The organism is Streptomyces sp. CA-210063 (assembly GCF_024612015.1).
Classification (GTDB): domain Bacteria; phylum Actinomycetota; class Actinomycetes; order Streptomycetales; family Streptomycetaceae; genus Streptomyces.
Genome location: NZ_CP102512.1, coordinates 6,293,675 through 6,316,180, shown reverse-complemented (window position 1 = coordinate 6,316,180; position 22,506 = coordinate 6,293,675). Strand labels below are relative to the sequence as shown.

Genomic DNA, 22,506 nt, shown 5'->3' with positions numbered 1-22,506 from the left:
CGGTTTACACCTGGGACGGGGCGTCGCAGCCGCACGGCCGCCGCCGTGCTGAACCGCTTACCCCCACTCCGGGCGTCGTACCCGACTGTCTCGCCCCCTGATCACACCGGCCCCCACCGGCGCTGTTCATCAGAGTAAGGCCGGGTGGCAGGAGCGGAAGGTAATTTGCAGAACTGGTTGTCCAGCACGTTTATGGTGTGCCACATGTTTCGTATTGAGACAGAAGTCGACAAGGAACGAAGCCAATTGCTGCGTTCCCGACTGCGTGCCGACAACACCGCGGCCTCGCCGGTCCTCCAGAAGCTGCGCGGAACCCCCGGCGCACGGGAGGTTCCGCTCCAGGTCTGGGCCCTGGACGAGGCGGGTGATCTCGCCGGCGGCCTGGTCGGCCACACCTGGGCCACCTGGCTCCACATCACCTATCTCTGGGTCGACGAACACCACCGGGGAGCGGGCCTCGGCTCGCATCTGCTGTCGTGGGCCGAACGCACGGCCGCCCACGAACGCGCCAGCCGCTCGGCCCGCGTGGAGACCTGGGACTTCCAGGCACCGGAGTTCTACAAGCGCCTCGGCTACGAGGTGGTGTGCGTGATCCCCGACTATCCGCCGGGGATCACGGAGTACACACTGACGAAAAGGCTCGGCTGACGGCCGCTCCGGGAAGGACTGCCGCCGAGGTCAGGACACCCGTCGCGCCCCCGCCGACGGCACCGCCACGAAGACGCGGGGTGCCGTGAAGCCGGCCGCGGCGAAGGCCTCCTCGATCGCCTTGGTGATCGTGTCCGCGGTCGTCGCCTCGACGAGGACGATCGCGGAGCCGCCGAAGCCGCCACCGGTCATACGGGCGCCGAGGGCGCCCGAGGCGACGGCGGTGTCGACGACGAGGTCCAGTTCGGGGCAGGAGATGCGGAAGTCGTCGCGCAGGGAGGCGTGGCCCTCGATCAGGACGGGGCCGATCGCGCGGGTCTCGCCCGACTCCAGGAGGGAGACGACCTGTTCCACCCGGTGGTTCTCCGTCACGATGTGGCGGACCAGGCGGCGGACCTCCTCGTCGTCGCCGAGGCGGTCGAGGGCCGCGTCCAGTTCGTCGTACGCGACGTCCCGCAGCGCGTCGACGCCGAGCAGGGCGGCGCCCTTCTCGCAGCCGGCGCGGCGCTTGCCGTACTCGCCCTCGCTGTGGGAGTGCTTGACCTGGGTGTCGACGACGAGGAGCTGCATGCCCTCGGCGGCCAGGTCGAAGGGGATCTGGCGCTGGGAGAGGTCCCGGGTGTCGAGGAACAGGGCGTGGCCGGCCTCGCAGCACGCGGAGGCGGTCTGGTCCATGATGCCGGTCGGGGCGCCGACGTAGACGTTCTCCGCGCGCTGGCACAGGCGGGCCAGCTGCCAGCCCTTGAGGTTCAGGTCGAAGAGGTCGTTGAGGGCGAGGGCCACGACCACTTCCAGGGCCGCCGAGGAGGAGAGGCCGGCGCCCGTCGGGACCGTCGAGGTGAGGTGGATGTCCGCGCCGGTCACCGCCGTGTGGCCGGCCTCGCGGAGGGCCCAGACGACGCCGGACGGGTACGCCGTCCAGGCGCGGTCGGCCTCCGGGGTCAGCCCTTCGAGGGACAGCTCGACCACGCCGCCCTCGACGTCGTCGGAGTGCAGGCGCAGCAGTCCGTCCGTGCGCCGGGACACCGCCGCGACGGTGGTGTGCGGGAGGGCGAAGGGCATGACGAAGCCGTCGTTGTAGTCGGTGTGCTCGCCGATGAGGTTCACCCGGCCCGGCGCGGCCCACACTCCCTCCGGCTCCGCCCCGTACAGCTCCTCGAACCGCTCGGCGACGACGACAGCCTCGCTCATCCCCTGACCCTGACCTTTCCGTACTCAACCGACGAACAACTGGATCGACCGACGAACTGGCCGACCCGGCACACTACTTGGCGTGCGACAGCGCGAAGACGCCCTACTCGGCGTGCGCCTGCGCGAACTTCCAGGCGTCCGCGACGATCTCCGCGAGGTCCGCGCGGGACGGGTTCCAGCCGAGCCGCTCGCGGGCCGTGGCGGCGGAGGCGACCAGGGTCGCCGGGTCGCCGGCGCGGCGGGGCGCGACCACCTCCGGGATGGGGTGGCCCGTCACCTGGCGGACGGTCTCGATGACTTCCCGCACCGAGAAGCCGTTGCCGTTGCCCAGGTTGCAGATGAGGTGCTCGCCGGGGACGGCGGCGTCCACCGCCAGCAGGTGGGCGTCGGCGAGGTCGGCCACGTGGATGTAGTCGCGGATGCAGGTGCCGTCCGGGGTCGGGTAGTCGTCACCGAAGACGGAGATCGCGTCCCGCCTGCCCTGCGCGACCTGGAGGACCAGCGGGATGAGGTGCGACTCGGGGTCGTGGCGCTCACCGCAGGAGCCGTACGCGCCGGCCACGTTGAAGTAGCGCAGCGAGACGGCACCCAGGCCGTGGGCCGCCGCCTCACCCGTGATCATGTGGTCGACGGCGAGCTTCGACGCACCGTACGGGTTGGTCGGCTTCGTCGGCGCGGACTCGACGATCGGGGTCGTCTCCGGCTCGCCGTACGTGGCGGCCGTGGAGGAGAAGACCAGCTTGCGGACGCCCGCCTCGCGCATCGCGCCGAGCAGCGCCATGGTGCCGCCGACGTTGTTGTCCCAGTACTTCTCGGGCTTCACGACGGACTCGCCGACCTGCGAGAACGCGGCGAAGTGGAGGACGGCGTCGAAGGAGGCGTCCAGCCACTTGGCGGCGTCGCGGATGTCGCCCTCGATGAAGGACGCGCCCGTGGGCACGCCCTCGCGGAAGCCCGTGGAGAGGTTGTCGAGCACGACGACCTCGTGGCCCGCCTCCAGCAGATGCTGGGCGACCACGCTGCCGACATAGCCCGCGCCACCGGTGACCAGGTACTTACCGCTCATGAACTCGCTACCTCTCGCAATCGCTCGGCCGCGCGCTCCGGCGGCACGTCGTTGATGAACACGTTCATGCCGGATTCGGAACCCGCGAGGAACTTCAGCTTGCCGGAGGTGCGGCGGATGGTGAAAAGCTCGAGGTGGAGCGCGAAGTCCTCACGCTGCACGCCGTCGAACTCCTCCAGCGCGCCGAACGGGGCCTGGTGCCAGGCCGCGATGTACGGCGTCGGAGGCTCACCTTCGCCGAAGATCCGGTCGAAGCGCCTCAAGAGTTCCAGATAAACCTTGGGGAATTCTGAGCGCGCGTCCTCGTCGAGCGCGAGCAGGTCGGGCACGCGGCGCTTCGGGTAGAGGTGGATCTCGTACGGCCAGTGCGCCGCGTACGGCACGAAGGCGGCCCAGTGCTCGGTCTGGAGCACGATCCGCTCGTCGGCGAGCTCCCGTTCCAGGACGGCGTCGAAGAGGTTCTCGCCGCCGGTGGCGTCCTTGTGGGCCGCGAGCGAACGCAGCATCAGGGCGGTACGGGGCGTGGTGAAGGGGTACGCGTAGATCTGCCCGTGCGGGTGCCCCAGGGTCACACCGATCTCGGCACCGCGGTTCTCGAAGCAGAACACCTGCTCCACGGAGGGGAGATGCGACAGTTCTGCGGTGCGGTCGGTCCACGCCTCCAGGACGAGACGGGCCTGCTCGTCGGTCAGGTCGGCGAAGGCCGCGTTGTGGTCCGAGGTGAAGCAGACGACCTCGCAGCGGCCGGCGTCACCGGCCAGCGACGGGAAGCGGTTCTCGAACACCACGGCGTCGTACGAGGAGTCGGGGATCTCGCTGAGCCGGTCGCCCTCGGAGGGGCAGAGCGGACATTCGTTCGCCGGGGGGTGATAGGTGCGCCCCTGGCGGTGCGAGGCGATCGCGACGGAGTCGCCGAGCAGCGGGTCCCGCCGCACCTCCGAAGTGGTGACGGTGCGCTCCAGGGGCCGCTTGTCCACCGCGTCGCGGACGGTGTCGTCGCGCAGGTCGTAGTAGATCAGCTCACGACCGTCGGCCAGCCGGGTCGAGGTCTTCTTCACGCCGGACTCCCCATCCGTACCGCATCAGGCAATCGATACATCACATCGACTCATCAAACAGAACCGAACACATCAAAGCACAAGTCCCCACCCTCGTCACCATCAAAATTAAACAAAGATCACCAGAATGCCAACTGAAGCGAGCTGCGCATGGAGAAACCCGCCGAACTCGCGGCCGAGCTACGGCTCCCCGTCGACTGGCTCGACTACACGATCCTCGCCCTCTACTTCGTCGTCGTCCTCGGCATCGGATTCGCCGCCCGGCGGTCCGTGAGGACGAGCCTGGACTTCTTCCTCTCCGGGCGGTCCCTGCCGGCCTGGGTGACGGGCCTCGCGTTCATCGCGGCCAACCTCGGCGCCACCGAGATCCTCGGGATGGCCGCGAACAGCGCGCAGTACGGCGTCTACACCACGCACTGGTACTGGATCGGCGCCATCCCGGCCATGGTCTTCCTCGGCCTGGTGATGATGCCCTTCTACTACGGCAGCAAGGTCCGGTCGGTGCCCGAGTTCCTGCTGCTGCGCTTCGACCGGGGCGCGCATCTGCTCAGCTCGGTCCTGTTCGCGTTCGCCGCGATCCTGATCGCCGGGGTGAACCTGTACGCCCTCGCCATCGTCGTCGAGGCGCTGCTGGGCTGGCCCGAGTGGGTGTCGATCGGCGTCGCGGGGGTCTTCGTGCTGGCGTACATCACCCTGGGCGGTCTCTCCTCGGCGATCTACAACGAGGTGCTCCAGTTCTTCGTGATCCTGGCGGCCCTCATCCCGATCACGGTGCTGGGCCTGAAGAAGGTCGGCGGCTGGGACGGCCTGTCCGACTCACTGACGCGAAGCCATGGGCCCGACTTCGTGACGGCCTGGGGCGGGACAGGCATCGGCAGCGACAATCCACTGGGCGCGAACTGGCTGACGATCGTCCTGGGCCTCGGCTTCGTGCTCTCCTTCGGCTACTGGACGACCAACTTCGCGGAGGTGCAGCGCGCGCTGTCCGCGAAGAACCTCTCGGCGGCCCAGCGCACCCCCCTCATCGCCGCCTTCCCGAAGATCTTCATCGTCTTCCTGGTGATGATCCCGGGACTGGTCGCCGCCGTACTGGTCCCGCGGTTCGGCACCGCCGAGTCGGGCTACCAGTACAACGACGCGATCCCGTACCTGATGGAGGACCTGCTCCCGAACGGCGTCCTCGGCATCGCCGTGACCGGCCTGCTGGCGGCGTTCATGGCGGGCATGGCGGCGAACGTCTCGTCCTTCAACACCGTCTTCACCAGCGACATCTGGGCGAAGTACGTGGTGCGGGACAGGGAGGACGCCTACTACGTGCGCTTCGGCCGCCTGATCACGGCGATCGGCGTACTGGCCTCCATCGGAACGGCCTTCCTGGCGTCCTCCTTCTCCAACATCATGAGCTACCTCCAGACGCTGTTCTCCTTCTTCAACGTGCCGATGTTCGTCGTCTTCATCATCGGCATGTTCTGGCGGCGCGCGTCGATGAAGTCCGGCTTCTGGGGCCTGCTGGCCGGCACGACGGCGGCAATGATCAACTACTTCGTCCTCTACAAGCAGGAGATCATCGACATCCCCTCCGACCAGGGCGCCAACTTCGTCTCCGCGATCGCGGGCTTCGTGGCGGGCGCGGTGGTGATGGTGGCGGTCTCGCTCTTCACGGCCCCCAAACCGGAGGAGGACCTCCAGGGCCTGGTCTACGGCACGCGCTCCCCCGGCATGGACGAACCGCCCGGCGAGGGCGACGACGCGTGGTACCGGAGGCCGGCGCTGCTGGGCTGGGGCGCGGTCGTCCTGGCTGCGGCGTGCTACATCCCGTTCTCGTTCTGACACCGGAGGGTTGATCCACATGTCCGAACACCCCGGCTCCTCGGGCTCTTCCGGTCCCCCCGAGCACCCCGGTTCCTCCGGGTACTCCGAGCGCGACGTCCAGCGCGAGGTCACCGAACTCCAGGGCAAGTCCGCCACCGCCGCCCAGCTCTTCGACATCCGCCGCATCATCGGCGGCCTCTTCGTCGTCTACGGCATCATCGTGACCCTCGCCGGCATCACGGCCTCCGACGCCGACATCGACAAGGCGGAGGGGGTCAACATCAACCTGTGGACGGGGGTGGGGATGCTGGGGCTGGGGGTTTTCTTTCTGGGGTGGCTGTGGCTCAGGCCTACGCCTCCACCGGTGGATGTGGAGCGGGTGGCGGGGGAGGACTCCGAGTGAGTGAAGGCCGGAGTTCATCCCGGCCCTCACACGTCACTCGGGGGCGAAGATGTCAGCCGGGTCCGTCACTTCGTAGGCGCGGTCGCGCAAGATCTTGAGCTTGTCCAAGTCGGTGGTCGCCAGGATCTTGCTGCGAACGGCGGGCGGCGCCTCGATATCTCGCCAGTAGAGGAGTCTCAGGACCAGGCGCTGCAGACGGCGCTGCTCAAAGCTTTCCACATAGCCTTCGGTCCAGGCCCTTTCCGCAGCTTCCAGCCATGCTCGTCGTGCCGACGGGTGCCAGATGTGCGGGGGCAGCTTCCATGGAGTCCGGTCGTTCTCCGAGCCCGCGTTCGCCGCATCAGGCTTCGTCGTCATCGAACAGGTCTGCCGCGTCGGTGACGTCGTAGGCGCGGTCCAGCCAGACCTGGAGCACCTCGGGGTCGGTGCAGCTGCGCACGCGCTCCCGCACGGAGTCCGGTACCAGGATGTGACGCCGATCCAGGGTGCGCAGGATGCCCGCGATCCGCTCCTCCACCCGCACCTCTTCTCGCAGCTTCACCGCGACCGGGTTCTTGAAGAAGTAGTTCACCGGCATCATCAGCTCCCTCCACACCTTCTTCGCCTGGGCGTCCACCAAGCCTGACTCGACAAGCTCCGCGAACACCGACGCAGTGTCAGGGTTCACGGTATCCAGAACCGCTGCGAGTGGTTCCAGTATCGCAGCGGCATCCCGGCCTTTACCATGCGTGATCGCCGAAAACACCGCGAGGGTGACATCCCGCGCCACCTCCGCCTCGTCCGCGATCACCGGCACGTTGTCCGGCCCGAGGACGAGCGGCCGTACGACCAGCGAGGCCCAGTCCGGCAGACCGAACCGGATGGGCTGGGCGGCCCATCGGGCGGTGGCACGGCTCTGGGTCATGACGATCAGCACCGGCTCGCAGCGGTACTTCTCGTGGAGGTACGCGAGGTAGTACGGCCAGCTGCCCCGCTTCCTGTCGTCCTTCTCTCCCTGCGATTCCAGGACCAGCAGGAAGGCGCCCTCGTCGGTGTCCACCCGCACCAGGCTGTCCACCCGGCGCTCCACCGGAGCGATCTCCGTCAAGTCCGTGTTGACCACGGAGATCGAGCGAGGCTCCGGAAACGGCACGTGGAACAGCCTCCGGAAGCTGCGGATCATGCCGTCGGTGTCCTTCTGGCAGATCTGATGCAGCGCCTCGTGCGGCGAGCTGACCATCGGATCTCCTTTCTGTCGGCGTGTTCAACGAGCTACGCGGCCATCAGTTCGCACCACACGTATTTGCCCCGGTGCCCGAACCGGGACGACGGCTGCCAGCCCCATACGTCCGTGCAGGCGCGTACGAGGGCGAGGCCTCGGCCGTCCTCCGCGCCGGGCTCCGCCAACCGGCCCGGAGGTTCCGGTGGTTCGGGGTCGGCGTCCCAGGCGCCGATCCACAGCGCGCCACCCGACCAGCGCACGCGGAGGGCCGCGGGGCCCTTGGTGTGGCGTACGGCGTTGGCGATCAGCTCTGTGGCGAGGAGTTCGGCGGTGTCCAGGAGGGCGGTGAGGCCGTGCATCGTCAGGATGAGGCGGAGGGTGCGCCGGGAGACGGTGACGGCTCGGGGGTCCTGGGGGATGTGGAGGACGTACTCCCAGGGTTTGGAGTCGTTTTCGGGCATGGGTCAGCTCCGTGGAGGGGGTGGGGAGTTGGTCGGGGCGGGCGGTGGCATTGCCTCAGCCGTCGTGGCGTGACGGAGTGGTGCGCTTCCGGGGGCCCGGCGTTCCGCAGCGCGTGCTGCGCGTCACTGACAGTAGGGCCACATTTTGGGCCCAGGCAAGTCGTTGCCGTAATCTTCCCCTCGAACGAGACACTGCTTCACAGCAGTTGGGGAGGAAGTCATGCCGCGCAGGCAGCAGCCCACCGCACGTCAGGAGCGCCTCGGTGCCGAACTGCGGAAACTGCGTGAGGCCGCAGGGTTCAAGGGACGTGAAGCCGCCGCCCTACTCGGGACGGACTCGGCACAGATGAGCCAGATCGAGTCCGGCACGGCGGGCGTCAGCAAGGAACGCGTACGGCAGATGGCCGCCCATTACTCCTGCACGGACAAGGAATTGATCGACGCGCTGGTGGCGATGGCCGGCGAGAAGGCGTGCGGCTGGTGGGAGGAGTACCGGGGCCTGCTGCCCACGTCGTTCCTGGACCTCGCCGAGCTGGAGTACCACTCCACGTATCGGCTCGACGTGGAGTTTCTGCACATCCCCGGCCTCTTCCAGACAGCGGACTACGCCCGCGCCGTCTTCGGGTATCGAGTTCCCGAGCTTCCAGAGGCCGACCTCGACCTGCGCGTGCGGCACCGAACACAGCGCCGGGTGATCATCGAGGAACCCGGCCCAGTCTCGTACGAGGCGGTGATCCACGAGGCCGCGCTGCGCATCAGAGTGGGAGACCGTGCCGCCTCACGAAGCCAACTCACGCGCATCCTGGACCTCTCCGAAGCGGAACACATCAGCGTGCGCGTCATCCCCTTCGACCTGGACGGCTTCGCCGGAGCCACGAACGGCATGACGTACATTGGCGGGCCGGTACCCAAGCTGGACACCGCGCTGCGCGACGCGCCGCAGGGCGCCGCCTTCATCGACTCCGAGGCCCAACTCACCACTTTTCGAACGCTTTTCCGTAAAGTGGAGGCTGCGTCACTCGCCCCCGAGCGGTCGCGTGACTTCATCCACAGGTTGACGAAAGAGCTGTGAGGCGTGCCGTGACCACCCGCGACAACTGGCAGAAGTCGTCCTTCTCGGGCAGCGGTGACGGCAACAACTGCGTCGAACTGGCCGCCATATCACCCCACTTGCTCGGCCTCCGTGAATCCGACACCCCCACCGCCATCCTCACCACCACGCCCGTGCCCGTCACGGAACTCCTCCGCGCAATAAACTCCGGCAGGTTCACCCCGCGCCGCCCGTGATCACCGAAGCTCTTCGGACGAAGGAACCGTGAGGCAGCCCATGATGAGCCCCGGCACCTGGCAGAGATCGACGTTCTCCGGAGGCGGCGAAGGAGACACCTGCGTCGAACTGGCCGCAGCCCCCGACTACTGGCAGAAGTCCACCTTCTCCGGTGGCGCCGAGGGCAACGCGTGCGTCGAAATCGCCGCCTCCCCCGCCACCCTCCACCTCCGCGAGTCCGACACTCCCACCACCCACCTCAGCACCACCCCCACCCCCCTCGCCAGCCTCCTCCACCGCATAAAGGCCGGCCGCCTCCGTACGGCGGACTGAGGAAAACCCCCGTCGGCGCGCGGGGGCCCGCCGGATGGCAGGGCCGGAACGGGCGTTCCTACGGTGGTCGCATGCCTTCCCCCACGCCCCACGCCGCCGGCCGAACGACCGCAACGTCAGCCCTCGGTCTCGCCCTCGCGCTCCTCGCAGCGCTCGCCCCAGCCCGTGCCCAAGCCACCACCTCGGACCCCCTGCAACGTGACGCTGACGCCCTACGGGACACCGGCGTGACCGGGGTGTCCGTGCGGCTGGACGCGCCTCGCCGCAAACAGACCGTGCTCAGTGGCGTGGGCAACCTCGCCACGGGGACGCCAGTGCCGCCCGCCGGGTACATCCGTATCGGCAGCACGACCAAGACGTACGTCGCGACCGTGGTCCTCCAACTCGTCGGCGAGGGGCGGCTGTCGCTGGAGGACAGCGTGGACCGGTGGATGCCGGGGGTGGTTCGGGGCAACGGCAATGACGGGCGGCGGGTCACCGTCCGGCAACTCCTCCAGCACACCAGCGGGCTGCCGGACTACACCGCGGACGTCGTCCCGGACATGAGCGCCGCCGGATACCTCAAGCACCGCTCGACGACGTACACCTCGGAGCAGCGCGTCGCGTTCGCCATGACACACCCTCCCGTCTTCGAGCCGGGGGCCCGCTGGGAGTACTCCAACACCAACTACATCCTGGCCGGCATGGTGATCGAGGCGGTCACCGGCCGGACCTGGGACCAGGAGGTGCGGGATCGGATCCTGCGCCCGCTGGGGCTCACGCACACCTACGCGCCGGGCGACGACCCGCGTCTCCCCCGTCCCCACGCCCGTAACTACCAGCAGTTCCAGCCGTCCGAGTCGGGGGGCGGCCTCATGACGGACACCACCCTCGCCTACCTCCCGTTCGACGGAGACGCCGACGGCTCGATGATCAGTACGACCGCCGACACCAACCGCTTCTTCTCCGCGCTCCTGAGCGGCAAGCTCCTCGCCCCCGCCCAACTCGCCGAGATGCGACGCACGGTCGCCGTGCCCGACGCCCCCGACGAGGTGCCGGGCTCGCGCTACGGACTGGGGCTGGCGTGGACGCCGCTGACCTGCGGCGGCGGCTACTGGGGCCACAGCGGCAGCGGCTTCGGCTATCTGGCGTGGCCCGCGACCACGCCAGACGGCCGGGTCTCGGTCACCGTCTCCGTACACAGCCGGCCGGGCGACGAGGCGACCGCCGTACGCCAGATCCGGGGCATCACGGACCTGATCGACCACGCCGTGTGCGCCCAGAAACAAGTGTCCGCACCGTCTCACGACACGCCGTGAAACGGCCGATCGGGATGGGACTCGCGAGCCAATAGGTAACCGTTGGCCGGATGCGCCGACAGCATCGGAAGCAGCCGCCGGGGCCGAGGCCGAACCCCTACCCCCCCACCCCCGGCGGAGCCTGCGGCACCGGTCCCGCCCGGTCCAGCAACCCCGTGCGCGCCGCCAGCGCCGCCGCCTCCAGCCTCGACCCCACCCCCAGCTTCATCAGCACCCGCTGCACGTGCGTGCGGGCCGTCGACGGGGCGATGCCCATGCCCGCAGCGATCAGTCTCGTGTCCTCGCCGTCCGCGACGCGGACCAGGACCTCGACCTCGCGGGGCGTCAGCATCTGCAGGAGTCGTTGGCCCTCGTCGTCCGGCTGGGCGGCGGGGTTCAGCAGTTCGCTGAAGGCGCTCTGCAGCAGTTGCGGCGCCACCGCCGCCTCTCCCGCGCGGGCCTTCATGATGGCCCGCTCGACCCCCTCGATGCGCTCGTCGTGCCGGACGTAGCCCGACGCGCCCGCGGCGAACGCGGCCGCGATGCCGCGCGGGCTGGGTACGGGGCCGAGGACCAGTACCGCCACCTGCGGACGCTCCCGCTTGATCTTCACCACCGGGTCGAATATGCCCGGCTCGGCGGGTGTCGCCGTGCCGAGCAGGCACACCTCGGGTGCCCTTGTGATCACCAGCTCCGCCGCGCCCGCGGCGGGTGCCGCCGCGGCGAGCACCCGGTGCCCCCGCAACTTCAGCGCCGAGGCCAGCGCCTCGGCGAGCAGTCGGTGGTCGTCGACCACCATGAGCCGCACTCCCATCGAGCCAGCCACCCCCCAGTCCCCCCAATGGTTGCCAACTATGGCTGCCCACCGGTGCTCACGGACAGAAGCCCCCCGACTTCCCCGTCTGCTCCCCCGCTCTCATGCCCCCGGAAGCTACACGCTTGTTCGACGTTGCGCTCCCCCTATCGGAGAGAAGTGCCCCGGATTACCGAAATTCCCTCCGATTCGAGCGTGATGAGGGATACGTCCACGGCCCCGCCCCTGAGCTGGGACGGGGCCGTCGAGCGAGGCCGAGGGGGCGCGTGGGGTTACTTCGCCCCGAAGCCGAGCGCCGTGTACTCCTTCTCGTCCTTCGAGTACGGCTGGCTGACGAGTTCCTTGCCCATGAAGAGCCGTCCGTCGGTGTAGAGGAGCTCACTCATCGTCGGGACCATGCTGCTGATCGTGGAGCGGACCGTGTCGGTGGCCGGGGTCTCCAGGAGCACCGTCTGCTTCAGCGTCTTGCCGTCGACGGAGACCACCTGGGAGCCCTTGTCGTACGGGCCGTCCTTCCAGGCGATGATGTTCGGCCCGTCCATGCGGATCGGGAACAGCTCGTAGTCGTCGCCCGCGTCGACCCGGTCGCCGGTGGACTTACCGGTGGCCAGCGAGAAGGAGACGATCTCGTTGGTCGAGCTGTACGAGCCGGTGCCGTCGTGGTTCTCGGTCGGCATGTACACCTTGTCGTTGCCGACGTAGATGCCCTTGCAGGCCCAGACGCCGCGCACCGGGCACTCGTAGTTGTACTTGTCGTCCGGGATGGAGATCTTGGCGCGCAGCTTGCCGCTCTCGTCGAGCGAGAAGATGTCGGTCGTGCCGGTCAGCGGGACGTCGCTGCCCGTCACCACACCGAAGACCACCGGGTTGGTGGAGATGATCTTGGCTCGCTGGATGCCGGACGGCACCTTGTAGGTCCACTTGACGCTGCCCGACTTCGGGTCGAGCAGCTGGATCTCGAAGGTCTCGCTGCCGTAGTCGCCGCACTTGCGGACCGCGATCAGCTGGGCGCCGCCCGCGTAGCCCTCGTCGGTGCACTCGCCGACCTTCGGCGACCACAGCACCTTGCCGGAGTTGACGTCGAAGGCGGCGCCGCCGGAGTAGCCGCCGGCCGCGGCGACCGTCGTACCGGAGATGGTGACCTCGCCGAACGGCACCTTCTCGCCGCTCAGCTCGGAGCTCTTGGTCCACAGCTCCTTGCCGGTCTCCACGTTGAACGCGGTGACCTCGGTGCAGGGCTGGCGGTCGTCCTTGTTCTTGCGCTTGGCCGCCTCCGTCACCACGACGGCGACGCCCTCGGTGGTGACCTCACGGGAGCTCGCACAGGTCTGACCGGTCAGGTCCAGCGTCCACTTGGACTTCCCGCTGTCCGGGTCGTAACCGATGATCTGGTTGACGGCGGCCTTCGCGTACGTGGTCTTCGTCAGCCAGGAGCCCTTGACGCTGTCGATCTGCAGCTTTTCCTTGACCTCGTGCGCGGGCACCTGGAAGAGGATCTTCGCGCCGGTGCTGGACGGCACCTTCTCCTGCGCCTCGGTCGGCACCTCGACGCCGCCGGTGGACGAGCCGCCGGACGACGACGTGCCGCCGTCGTCGCCCTTGGGGTCGTTCTTGCCGCCGGTCGTGCCCTCCGAACTGGCGGTGTCCTTCTTGCCGTTGTCGTCGTCCCCGGCGGAGGTGGCGACATAGACGCCGCCGCCGACGATGAGCGCGATGGCCGCGACCGCCGCGGTGATGATGATCGCCGTGGAGTTGAGCTTCTTCTTGCCGACCGGGGCCTGGCCCACCTGCGGCTGCATCGGCATGGTCTGCGGCTGATAGCCGTACGGCTGCTGGCCGTAGGGGCCCGGCTGCGGCTGCTGGCCGTAGGGGCCCGGCTGGCCCGGCTGGCCCGGGTAGCCGTAGCCGGGCTGGGGCGGAGGCGTCTGCTGCGGGTAGCCGTAGCCGGGGCCCTGCGCGGGCGGGGGGCCCTGCGGCGGCTGGGCCGGCGGCGGGGTCTGCTGGGCCGGGGGTGCCTGCGGGTAGCCGTAGCCCGGCCCCTGGGCGGGCGGGCCCTGCGGCGGGGGCGTCGGGGCGCCGAAACCGCCCTGCGGCGGGGGCGTGGGCGCGCCGAAGCCGCCCTGCGGCGGGGCGTCCTGCGGGGGCTGGGCGGGCGGCTGGTTCGGGGGCGGGCCCGGCGGCTGGTTCGGCGGGGGCGGCGGCTGCGTCATGACGTGGATACCTCGGAGCGGATCTGGGTGGACGGATGGGGGACGAACGGGAAGGGTCGGGAGGTCACTTGCCGTAGGCCAGCATCAACTTCTCCTTCGCGTCGTCGGCACCGTTCAGCAGGGTGTTGGAGATGTAGAAGCGCCCGTCCACGTAGTCGACGGCCTCCCTGTAGAAGGTGCTCTCGATCTTCGCGGCGCTCGCCGGCAGTTGCAGGAGCTTGGTCGCCTTGTGGTTGCCGCCGGTCGTCGGGAAGGACACGACCTGGCCGCCCTCGCCCTGCGACGGCTCCACGTACGCGATCAGCTTCGAGCCGTCGATCTTGACCGACGCCATCACCGCGTCGGAGGAGGGGGACTTGACGCGCCACTTCTCCTTGCCGGTCGCGAGGTTCAGCGCGACGATCTCGTTCGTGCCGTCCTTCTCCTCGGTCGGCAGGTAGACGGTGTTCGCGTCGGCCGCGACGCCCACGCAGCTCTGGATGTCGCGGGTGATGATCCCGCCGTCGCACTCGGGCGCGAACGGCTCGGCGGCGGGGTCGACCTGTGAACGGATCGAGCCGTCGGCCTTCAGGGTCGCGATGTTCCAGGTGTTGTCTTCCTCATTGGTGAGGTAGAGGACGAGCGGGTCCACGGAGTACGCGTGCTCGACCCGCCAGCCCTTGGGGACCTTCCACGTCCACTTGGCCTTGCCGGTCTTCGGGTCCAGCTCCTGGACCTCGTCGTGCTCCTTGTCGGTGGTCACCGCGCAGGAGGAGAGGGAGATCAGCCGCGTGCCGCCCGCGAACCCGGCCGGGTAGCAGGACTGGCCGTAGTTCTTCTTGTCCCACAGCTTCTTGCCGGTGTTGACGTCGTACGCCGTCCCGGACTGCGAGCGGCCCACCATCAACGTGTCACCGGTGACGGACAGCTGCACGCTGCTGGCGCTGTCGAACAGGTCGCTCTTCTCCAGCTCCGCCGACCAGCCCTTCTCGCCGGTGTTCAGGTCCACCTGCTGGAGCTGGTCGCACTCGGCGTTCGCCGAGGTGGTCTTCTGGTACGAGATCACGACCCGGCCGCCGGAGGTCGCCTCCGGGGTGACCGAGCAGACCTTGCCGGGGAACTCGATCGGGTCCCAGGCAGGGTTCCCGTCACCGACGTTGTAGGCGAAGAGCTGCTTGTACGCCGGCTTCACCGCGACCTTGTCGGTCACCCACAGGCCGGGGGCGTTGGCGCCGGAACCGGGGGCGTCGGGCGCGCTCTTGTACCAGAGCACCTTCGCCTCGCCGGCCTTGCGGTCCGCGTTGAGGTCGGAGACGTCGACGTCCTCGGCGCCGTCGCCGCTGCCGTCGCCCTTGTTGACGGGCTGGGTGGGCGAAGGGGTGGGCTTGCCGTCCCCGGTGGGGCTCGCGCTCTCCTTGGCGACCGGCTTCTTCTCGCCGTCGTCACCGAGGCTCGTCACCGCGAACACCGTGCCGCCGACCACGAGCAGCGCGGCCACGGCGGCGCCGACAATCATCGCGGGCTTGCCCTTGAAGGGGTTCTTCGAGCCTCCGCCGCCGTCCGGCGGGGTGGGCCCGCCCGGGTACTGGGGCTGCGGGTAGCCGTAACCGGCCTGCGACGCCGGGTTGTACGGGCCGGGCTGCGCGTACGGCCCCGACTGCTGCGGCTGCGCGTACGGGCCGGGCTGCTGCGGCTGGGCGTACTGACCGGACTGCGCGGGCTGGGCGTACGGGCCCTGTTGCGCGGGCGGTTGCTGGGGGTAGCCGTAGCCGGGGCCCTGCGCGGGCGGGCCCTGCGGCGGGGGCGTCTGCGGGTAGCCGTACGGCGGTTGCGGCGGTTGCGGCTGTGACTGGTGTGGTGGGTGCTGCGGAGTTCCGAAGCCGCCCTGCGGCGGCTGATCGGGTGGCTGAGTCATCAGCGCTTTCCCCCTGTTCGCTGCTTTCGAGCCACCCGTGGTCACGCGTGGTGTCGCTTCTCAGACTGTTGAGACTCTTCTCAGACGGCTCTTTCTATCACTGCGACGCTCCCACGCACGGGGCCGGTCGCTCCCCTGTTCCCAAGGGAGAACCGGCCCGTGATGCCCTCGTTACGCTCCTTCACGCCCCCTTCACGGGACGTGCGCGCCGTGCGCGATACGCCATTTGAAGGCCAGGGAACTTATGAGCGCCGGTCAGGAGTCGCGCCCCTCAAGGGGCGCGGGGCTGTGTCGATATGCGGCTCCGCCGCGTGGGCGCGAGCAACCACGAACAACCCGCACCCGCACCCGCACCCGCACCCGCACCCGCAATCGAACACCGCACCCCACGGCGACTGGGCGAACCCTCACGCTTCCTCGGCGAGTTCCAGCCACCGCATCTCAAGCTCTTCCTTCTCGGCGCCCAACGCCCGCAACTCCCCGTCGAGTTCCCCCACCTTCGCGAAGTCCGTCGCGTTCTCCGCGATCCGCGCGTGCAACTTCGCCTCCTTCTCGGAGACCTTGTCCAACTGCCGCTCGATCTTCTGGAGTTCCTTCTTCGCGGCCCGGGCGTCCGCGGCGTTCTTCTGCGCGGCCTCGGCGGCGGGCTTCACGGCCACCCCGGCGGAGGCCGCGGCGGCCTCCTCCATCTTGTGGCGCCGCTCGATGTACTCGTCGATCCCGCGCGGCAGCATCCGCAGCGTCGCGTCGCCGAGGAGGGCGAACACCTTGTCGGTCGTGCGCTCGATGAAGAACCGGTCGTGGGAGATCACGATCATCGACCCCGGCCAGCCGTCGAGGAGGTCCTCCAACTGCGTGAGGGTCTCGATGTCGAGGTCGTTCGTCGGCTCGTCGAGGAAGAGGACGTTGGGCTCGTCCATGAGCAGCCGCAGAATCTGGAGCCGCCGCCGCTCACCACCGCTGAGGTCGCCCACCGGCGTCCACTGCTTCTCCTTGTTGAACCCGAAGGTCTCGCAGAGCTGCCCCGCCGTCATCTCGCGCCCCTTGCCGAGGTCGACGCGGTCGCGGATCTGCTGCACGGCCTGGAGCACCCGCCAGGTGGGGTCGAGCTCGGCGACCTCCTGGGACAGGTACGCGAGCTTGACGGTCTTGCCGGTGACGACGCGTCCGGCGGCGGGCTGCTTCTCGCCGTCGCTGCGCGCGGCCTCGGCCATGGCCCGCAGCAGGGAGGTCTTGCCGGCGCCGTTGACCCCGACGAGTCCGATCCGGTCGCCCGGCCCGAGGTGCCACGTCAGATGCTTCAGCAGCACCTTCGGCCCGGCCTGCACGGTGACGTCCTCCAGGTCGAAGACGGTCCTGCCCAGCCGGGACGACGCGAACTTCATCAGCTCGCTGGTGTCGCGCGGCGGCGGCACGTCCGCGATCAGTTCGTTCGCCGCCTCGACCCGGAACCGCGGCTTCGACGTACGGGCGGGCGCCCCGCGCCGCAGCCACGCCAGTTCCTTGCGGACCAGGTTCTGCCGCTTGGTCTCCTCGGTGGCGGCGATGCGCTCCCGCTCGGCGCGTGCGAAGACGTAGTCGGAGTACCCGCCCTCGTACTCGAAGACCGAGCCCTTCTGCACGTCCCACATCCGCGTGCACACCTGGTCCAGGAACCACCGGTCGTGGGTGACGCAGACCAGCGCGGAGCGCCGCTCACGGAGGTGCTGGGCGAGCCAGGAGATGCCCTCCACGTCGAGGTGGTTGGTGGGCTCGTCGAGAACGATCAGGTCCTGCTCCTCGATGAGCAGCTTGGCGAGCGCGATACGCCGCCGCTCACCGCCGGAGAGCGGGCCGATGACGGTGTCGAGCCCCTGCGGGAACCCCGGCAGGTCGAGCCCGCCGAAGAGCCCGGTCAGTACGTCCCGGATCTTGGAGTTGCCCGCCCACTCGTGGTCCGCCATGTCCCGGATGACCTCGTGCCGGACGGTGGCGGCCGGGTCCAGGGAGTCGTGCTGGGTGAGCACGCCGACGTGGATGCCGCCGGAGTGGGTCACGCGCCCGGAGTCGGCCTCCTCCAGCTTCGCGAGCATCCGGATCAGGGTCGTCTTCCCGTCCCCGTTCCGCCCCACGACGCCGATCCGGTCCCCTTCGGAGACGCCGAGCGAGACCCCGTCGAGCAGGGCGCGGGTGCCGTACACCTTGCTGACGTTCTCGACATTGACCAGGTTGACGGCCATTACTCTCCTGCCACGGGGACGATCGACCCTCCAGGGTAGTCCGCGGGGCGGAGGGGTGTGACGGGCGGCGGGGTGGGGGGCGGGGGTGGGACCGGGGCGGGACGCCGCGACCGGGGGCGGGGACTGGGGGCGGACATACTCAGGGCCGGGGGCCGGGGGCCGGGGGCCGGGGGCCGGGGGCCGGGGGCCGGGGGCCGGGGGCCAGAGGCCAGAGGCCAGGTCCGCCCCGTCGCCCTCCCAGCGGCAGCGGCCCTCCACACGCCACACCCGGTAGACCCCGTACGACGGTCCCGCGCCACCCGCTCCTACTCGCGTGAGGAATGTCCCGTACTCCTCGGCAGGCGCACGCCCATCTGCGCTTCCAGCTCGGCCGGCGAGTCCTCGGCAAGAGGTTCCTCCAGGCCCCGCCCGTGCCCGAGCTCCCCGAACGCCGCGCCGTCGGCCGACGCGGCACCTAACGCCGCGACCCGCTGCCGTACGTCCGCCCACCCCTGATCACCCAGGCACCGATGGCGCCGACAGGAGCGGGGAGCGGTGGGGGAGCAGCCGTGCCCCCGTCCCGTACGCCGAGCCCAGTAGCCCCGGATACTCCCGCCGGCAGACGACCCCGGCGCCCCCGCCCGGCACCGTGGTGCGCATGAAGACAAGCCGTCCCGTACGCCGGGGCTTCCTCGTCGTCCATGTCGCCGCCTCCGCCTGCTGGCTCGGGCTCACGCTCGGGCTGCTCGCGCTCGGGGTCACCGCGGGCACCACCGGGTCCTCGGAGACGGTGGAGGCGTCCGTCCGGGCCATGAAGCTGTTCGCGGACTGGCTCCTGATCCCGGTCGCGCTCCTGACGTTCGGCAGCGGGCTGGTGCTGTCGCTGGGCACCCCGTGGGGGCTGGCCCGGCACCGCTGGGTCTGGACGAAGTTCTGGCTGACCCTGGCCACCCTCACCGCCACGGTCTTCGCGCTGCGCCCCGGCGTGAACTCGGCGCTCACCGCCGTCGCGGCGGGCGGCCCGCTGCCCGACGCGGGAGACGTGCTGTTCGGACCGGTCGTCTCGCTGACCGCGTACGTCTTCATGACCGCCATCTCGGTGCTGAAGCCCTGGGGCCTCACCAGGCGTGGCCGTCGGCTGCGGCAGGCCACCGCCCGCGGCGAGCGGGCCGCCACGGGGCGCACGACTCGGACCGAGGGCCCCGGCCGCGCGGCCGACAGCGTCGCCGCGACCGCGTCGACGACCTCGACCGGGAGCCGCTCCTCGACGACGCGGGCAAGCCGCTGACCTTCGCCGGCTGGTACCCGGACCGGCACCATGGGGTTGGGATGGTGGAGCCTGCTGCCGGCAACTCTGCTGGTGCCTTCCTTGGCCCTGGCCATGCGCTTCGCCTGGACCGTGCTCCGCCCTGAGTCCGAGGGCCGCCCTGAGCCGGAACCGGAGCCCGAGCCGGAGCCCGAGCCCGAGCCGGAGCCCGACCCACAGCCGGATCCGAGGCGACTGCGAGGGTAGTGGCCCCCACTGCGGCGCCGGCAGGCAAGCGGCTCGCCGCCGACCCGGCCGACCTCGTCGCCCCCGACGGCTCGACGTACCGCCTGAAGAGCAGCAGTTCGTCAGAAAAGTTCGTCGGAAAAGGCCGTGCGCCCCGGGGAATCATCACCCGAGGCGCACGGCAGTCCTGTGGGACCCCTACGGCCGCTGCCGCTGGATCAGCGCCGACGCCGGGGCCAGAGAGCGCCCGTCGGGGGCCGACTCCTGGTGGACGGGCATGTCGTCGCGGATCAGGTTCTCGGGGATGAAGACGGCCGCGGCGACTCCTCCGTTGGTCGACTGGCGCAATTCGACGCGCAGACCCTGGCGGTCGGCGAGCCGGTTCACCACGATCAGACCGATCTGCTTGGCGTCGAGGAGGTCGACCTTCTCCGACTGGATCTTGCGGTTGGCGTCGGCCATCGCCTCCTCGTTCATGCCGAAGCCGCTGTCCTCGACCTCGATGAGGACCCCGTCGCGCAGCCGGGCGGCGCGCAGCTGCACCTTGGTGGAGGGCGGGGAGAACGCGGCGGCGTTCTCGACGAGTTCGGCGAGCAGATGGATGACGTCGGCGACGGAACCGCCGTTCAGCGACACACGTGGTGCGGCCCAGATCTGCACGCGGGTCGCGTCCTCGATCTCGGCGACGGCGGCCCGCAGGATGTCCGACAGCGCGATCGGGTCGCGCCAGCCGCGGCCGGGGGCGATCCCGGACAGGATGAGCAGCGACTCGGAGTGGCGCCGCATCCGCGTGGCGAGGTAGTCGATGCGGTAGAGGTCGTACAGCTCGGCGTGGTTCTGCTGTTCCTGCTGGCGCTGCTCCATCACGCTGAGCAGGTCGAGCTGGCGGTGGAGCAGCACCTGGCTGCGGCGGGCGAGGCTGACGTACACCCCGGAGATGCCGCTGAGGAGTTCGGCGCGCTCGGCGGCCGCCTTGAGCGCGGCCCGCTGCACCGCCGTCAACGCGGTGCCCACCTGGGCGAGTTCGTCACCCGCGAGGCGCCGCATCGGGGCCTCGGCGTCGATGTCGACGCCCTGCCCGGCGTGCAGCTTGCGCATGGCCTGCGGCAGGCGCCGGCCGGCGACCTCGAGGGCGGAGTTGCGCAGGTCGAGGAGTTCGACGATGAGGCCGCGGCCGACGCCCACGGAGACGAGGAGCGACAGGAGCACGCCGACGAGGCCGAGGACGACCGCGACGCCGGAGGCGCCGAGCGAGTCCCAGCCGAAGGCGTCCGCCTTGGCCGCCGCGCCCGTACCGGCGGCCTCCTCCGCCTCGGCGAGGCCCTTGAGCACGGTCGTCGAGGAGGAGTCCCAGTCCCGCAGCACGGCCGCCGACACGGCTCCCGCCCCGGCGTCGGTCACCCGGTCCTCGACCTCGGCGAGGGTGGTGTAACCGTCGCTCTCCAGCAGCACGTTGTAGGCGGGCTGGTGCTCGGGCTTGAGGTCGGCGACAGCCGGCTTCAGCAGCTCGCGCTGGGTGGCGACGGCGCCGATGAACTGCGCGTACTGCTCCTTGGTGAGCGTCCCGGAGGCGGTGGCGGCGGCCAGCAGCGCCTGCTCGCGGGCGACGGCGTCGCGGGCGCGGGAGAGTTCGAGGACGACACGCGCCTCGGAGGTCGCGTCGGTGCCCTTCTCGCTGGTGAGCGCACCGGTCACGGCGAAGGCGTGGTCGATGACCGCCGAGTACTGGGTGTACGCCGTCGACACCGCGTCCTTCGCCCCGGACGCGGTGGTCTCCGCGCGCAGGGCCGCCAGGTCGCTGAAGTCGGCTTCGAGGGCGTCCAGGCGTTTGGGCAGACCGCTGTCGATGAGGCCCGCGTCCGAGCTGGAGGAGTTGAGGCCCGCGCGGAGCTCCGTCACGGCCTTGTCGGTGGTCTGCTGGTCGGCCCGCAGTTCGTCCAGGCCGGTTTCGGTGCGCTTGGCCGCGTACCGGATGGCGGCGGTCCGCTCGGCCTGCAGGGCGGTCACGAACTCCGCGACCGGCGCGAGCAGTTCGCTGTTGACGTCCTTGGCACGCTCGGTGTCACCGATGCTCGCCACGGTCGTCACGGCGGCGTAGCTCCACAGCGCCATCAGCGACACGATGGGCAGCATCAACAGGGCGACGATCTTCGCCCGCACGGATCTGGGTCGCAGCCGGGCGGTCATTCGGAAGATTTGCATGGGGACCTCGCTCGGAAAGGGCGGCTCAAGCGCCCCGTATGGGGCGCGGGGAACTGCGCGACCAGCCCCCACCGGGCCCGCAGATGACAACGGCGCTCAAAGCGGACCGCTCACGCAGTCGAAAGCTCAACCTCACGCAGCAGTTCATCGGCGAAGGAAGACTCCGCACGTTTGCCCGTCGGCGACAGCGCCACATACGCGGAGGTCAGGAAGAGGAACGACCCCAGCAACACGGCGAGCGGGAACAGGAACTCCGTGGCCGTGGCCCCCGCCAACTGGGCCGTGCTGGGCGCGAGATCGATGCTCACGGCGTACATCGCGGTGTAGTGCATGCTGCTGACCGCGAGCCCCATCACGAGCGCGGCGATCGCGGCGAGCACCCCGCCCCGCACGATCAGCGTGAGCGTCAACGCGGCGGTCGCGGCGACGACCGCGATCACCACGGAGGCGATGACCAGGGACGGGTTGTAGCTGACCTCGCCGTGCAGGTTGAGCGCGGCCATGCCGGTGTAGTGCATGGCGGCCACGCCGAGCCCGGTGCCCAGGCCGCCGAAGGCCACCGCCCGGACCCGGGAGCGGCCGTAACCGGCGGTGAAGACACCGGCGCTGACCACGGCGATCGCCATCACCAGGCTGAGGACGGTCATGGGGACGTCGTAACGGATGGGCGTCCCTTCCACGCCGAAGCCCATCATCGCCACGAAGTGCATGGTCCAGATGCCCGAGCCGATCGCGAACGACGCGAGGGTCAGCCAGTTCCGCTTCGAGGCGCCCTCGGCCTCAAGTGCCCTGACGGTGCAGCGCAGTCCGAGTGCGGAGCCGACGCAGGCCATGACGTAGGAGAGGACGGGGGTGACCCATCCGGCGCTGAAGTGGTCCATGTGTCCCATGAAGGAACCCCTCTCGCCCGCCGCGCGGACGACACCGTGCGCACGGGAAGTACCGCCGGTAACGAGTCACCGGGGATCGAGATCATGCC

The 22,506-nt window shown here is 69.8% G+C and carries 21 protein-coding genes; 9 read left to right on the top strand and 12 right to left on the bottom strand.

Annotation, left to right across the window (positions count from 1 at the left end):
• The first annotated feature begins 192 nt into the window (after positions 1 to 192).
• Entirely contained in the window at positions 193 to 648 is a 456-nt protein-coding gene (locus JIX56_RS27725; RefSeq protein ID WP_257551157.1) for a GNAT family N-acetyltransferase, read from the top strand.
• 30 nt (positions 649 to 678) lie between these two features.
• On the opposite strand, the gene galK is transcribed toward JIX56_RS27725, so the two are convergent.
• The 3 genes from galK to galT all read right to left on the bottom strand — a co-directional run bounded on the left by galK (position 679) and on the right by galT (position 3,963).
• Positions 679 to 1,839, bottom strand: coding sequence for a galactokinase (galK, locus tag JIX56_RS27720; RefSeq protein WP_257544535.1), 1,161 nt, complete (start codon positions 1,837 to 1,839; stop codon positions 679 to 681).
• A 103-nt stretch (positions 1,840 to 1,942) separates the two neighbouring features.
• Positions 1,943 to 2,905: a UDP-glucose 4-epimerase GalE gene (gene galE, locus JIX56_RS27715; RefSeq protein WP_257544534.1), complete on the bottom strand. Its 963-nt coding sequence runs from the start codon at positions 2,903 to 2,905 to the stop codon at positions 1,943 to 1,945.
• A complete protein-coding gene (gene galT, locus JIX56_RS27710; RefSeq protein WP_257544532.1) occupies positions 2,902 to 3,963 on the bottom strand; it encodes a galactose-1-phosphate uridylyltransferase in 1,062 nt (353 codons plus the stop codon). The genes galE and galT overlap by 4 nt, the downstream gene beginning before the upstream one ends.
• 150 nt (positions 3,964 to 4,113) lie before the next feature.
• Between galT and JIX56_RS27705 the strand changes: the two genes are divergently transcribed.
• Together JIX56_RS27705 and JIX56_RS27700 are read left to right on the top strand one after the other, a co-directional pair.
• Positions 4,114 to 5,793, top strand: a complete 1,680-nt coding sequence (locus JIX56_RS27705; protein WP_257544530.1) for a sodium:solute symporter family protein — start codon at positions 4,114 to 4,116, stop codon at positions 5,791 to 5,793.
• Between the two features lie 19 nt (positions 5,794 to 5,812).
• Positions 5,813 to 6,178: a hypothetical protein gene (locus JIX56_RS27700; protein WP_257544528.1), complete on the top strand. Its 366-nt coding sequence runs from the start codon at positions 5,813 to 5,815 to the stop codon at positions 6,176 to 6,178.
• 33 nt (positions 6,179 to 6,211) lie between these two features.
• Here JIX56_RS27700 and JIX56_RS27695 read toward each other — a convergent pair whose 3' ends face one another.
• The 3 genes from JIX56_RS27695 to JIX56_RS27685 are packed head-to-tail and all read right to left on the bottom strand — an operon-like array spanning position 6,212 to position 7,840.
• Positions 6,212 to 6,535: a hypothetical protein gene (locus JIX56_RS27695; RefSeq protein ID WP_257544526.1), complete on the bottom strand. Its 324-nt coding sequence runs from the start codon at positions 6,533 to 6,535 to the stop codon at positions 6,212 to 6,214.
• Complete coding sequence (locus JIX56_RS27690; protein WP_257544524.1) at positions 6,519 to 7,397, bottom strand: hypothetical protein; 879 nt, start codon at positions 7,395 to 7,397, stop codon at positions 6,519 to 6,521. The genes JIX56_RS27695 and JIX56_RS27690 overlap by 17 nt, the downstream gene beginning before the upstream one ends.
• Before the next feature lie 32 nt (positions 7,398 to 7,429).
• Positions 7,430 to 7,840, bottom strand: a complete 411-nt coding sequence (locus JIX56_RS27685) for an ATP-binding protein (protein ID WP_257544522.1) — start codon at positions 7,838 to 7,840, stop codon at positions 7,430 to 7,432.
• Between the two features lie 220 nt (positions 7,841 to 8,060).
• On the opposite strand from JIX56_RS27685, the gene JIX56_RS27680 reads away from it, so the two are divergent.
• The 4 genes from JIX56_RS27680 (at position 8,061) to JIX56_RS27660 (ending at position 10,738) form a co-directional block, all read left to right on the top strand.
• Positions 8,061 to 8,912 carry a helix-turn-helix domain-containing protein gene (locus JIX56_RS27680; protein ID WP_257544521.1) on the top strand — a complete coding sequence of 284 codons (852 nt, stop codon included), beginning with the start codon at positions 8,061 to 8,063 and terminating at the stop codon, positions 8,910 to 8,912.
• 8 nt (positions 8,913 to 8,920) lie between these two features.
• Positions 8,921 to 9,127 (top strand): DUF397 domain-containing protein, encoded by a 207-nt coding sequence (locus tag JIX56_RS27675; protein WP_257544519.1) that lies wholly within the window; start codon positions 8,921 to 8,923, stop codon positions 9,125 to 9,127.
• 28 nt (positions 9,128 to 9,155) lie between these two features.
• A complete protein-coding gene (locus JIX56_RS27665; RefSeq protein WP_306819884.1) occupies positions 9,156 to 9,440 on the top strand; it encodes a DUF397 domain-containing protein in 285 nt (94 codons plus the stop codon).
• Positions 9,441 to 9,511: 71 nt separating this feature from the next.
• Complete coding sequence (locus tag JIX56_RS27660; RefSeq protein WP_257544517.1) at positions 9,512 to 10,738, top strand: serine hydrolase domain-containing protein; 1,227 nt, start codon at positions 9,512 to 9,514, stop codon at positions 10,736 to 10,738.
• Positions 10,739 to 10,835: 97 nt separating this feature from the next.
• Here the strand turns inward: JIX56_RS27660 and JIX56_RS27655 are convergent, their stop codons facing one another.
• From JIX56_RS27655 to JIX56_RS27640, 4 genes are all read right to left on the bottom strand, one after another.
• Positions 10,836 to 11,531, bottom strand: a complete 696-nt coding sequence (locus tag JIX56_RS27655) for a helix-turn-helix transcriptional regulator (RefSeq protein ID WP_257544515.1) — start codon at positions 11,529 to 11,531, stop codon at positions 10,836 to 10,838.
• 272 nt (positions 11,532 to 11,803) lie between these two features.
• Entirely contained in the window at positions 11,804 to 13,741 is a 1,938-nt protein-coding gene (locus JIX56_RS27650) for an outer membrane protein assembly factor BamB family protein (protein ID WP_257544513.1), read from the bottom strand.
• A 64-nt stretch (positions 13,742 to 13,805) separates the two neighbouring features.
• Positions 13,806 to 15,635: an outer membrane protein assembly factor BamB family protein gene (locus tag JIX56_RS27645; RefSeq protein ID WP_257544511.1), complete on the bottom strand. Its 1,830-nt coding sequence runs from the start codon at positions 15,633 to 15,635 to the stop codon at positions 13,806 to 13,808.
• A gap of 407 nt (positions 15,636 to 16,042) precedes the next feature.
• Positions 16,043 to 17,854 carry an ABC-F family ATP-binding cassette domain-containing protein gene (locus JIX56_RS27640; RefSeq protein ID WP_257551154.1) on the bottom strand — a complete coding sequence of 604 codons (1,812 nt, stop codon included), beginning with the start codon at positions 17,852 to 17,854 and terminating at the stop codon, positions 16,043 to 16,045.
• 320 nt (positions 17,855 to 18,174) lie between these two features.
• Between JIX56_RS27640 and JIX56_RS47695 the strand changes: the two genes are divergently transcribed.
• Complete coding sequence (locus JIX56_RS47695; protein WP_306819883.1) at positions 18,175 to 18,312, top strand: hypothetical protein; 138 nt, start codon at positions 18,175 to 18,177, stop codon at positions 18,310 to 18,312.
• Positions 18,313 to 18,491: 179 nt separating this feature from the next.
• On the top strand, positions 18,492 to 19,121 hold the full coding sequence (locus JIX56_RS27630) for a DUF2269 domain-containing protein (protein ID WP_443031891.1): 630 nt from the start codon (positions 18,492 to 18,494) through the stop codon (positions 19,119 to 19,121).
• A gap of 402 nt (positions 19,122 to 19,523) precedes the next feature.
• Here JIX56_RS27630 and JIX56_RS27625 read toward each other — a convergent pair whose 3' ends face one another.
• Both JIX56_RS27625 and JIX56_RS27620 read right to left on the bottom strand, forming a co-directional pair.
• A complete protein-coding gene (locus tag JIX56_RS27625; protein ID WP_257544509.1) occupies positions 19,524 to 21,527 on the bottom strand; it encodes a sensor histidine kinase in 2,004 nt (667 codons plus the stop codon).
• Between the two features lie 110 nt (positions 21,528 to 21,637).
• A complete protein-coding gene (locus JIX56_RS27620) occupies positions 21,638 to 22,417 on the bottom strand; it encodes an MHYT domain-containing protein (protein ID WP_257544507.1) in 780 nt (259 codons plus the stop codon).
• Positions 22,418 to 22,506: the final 89 nt, after the last annotated feature.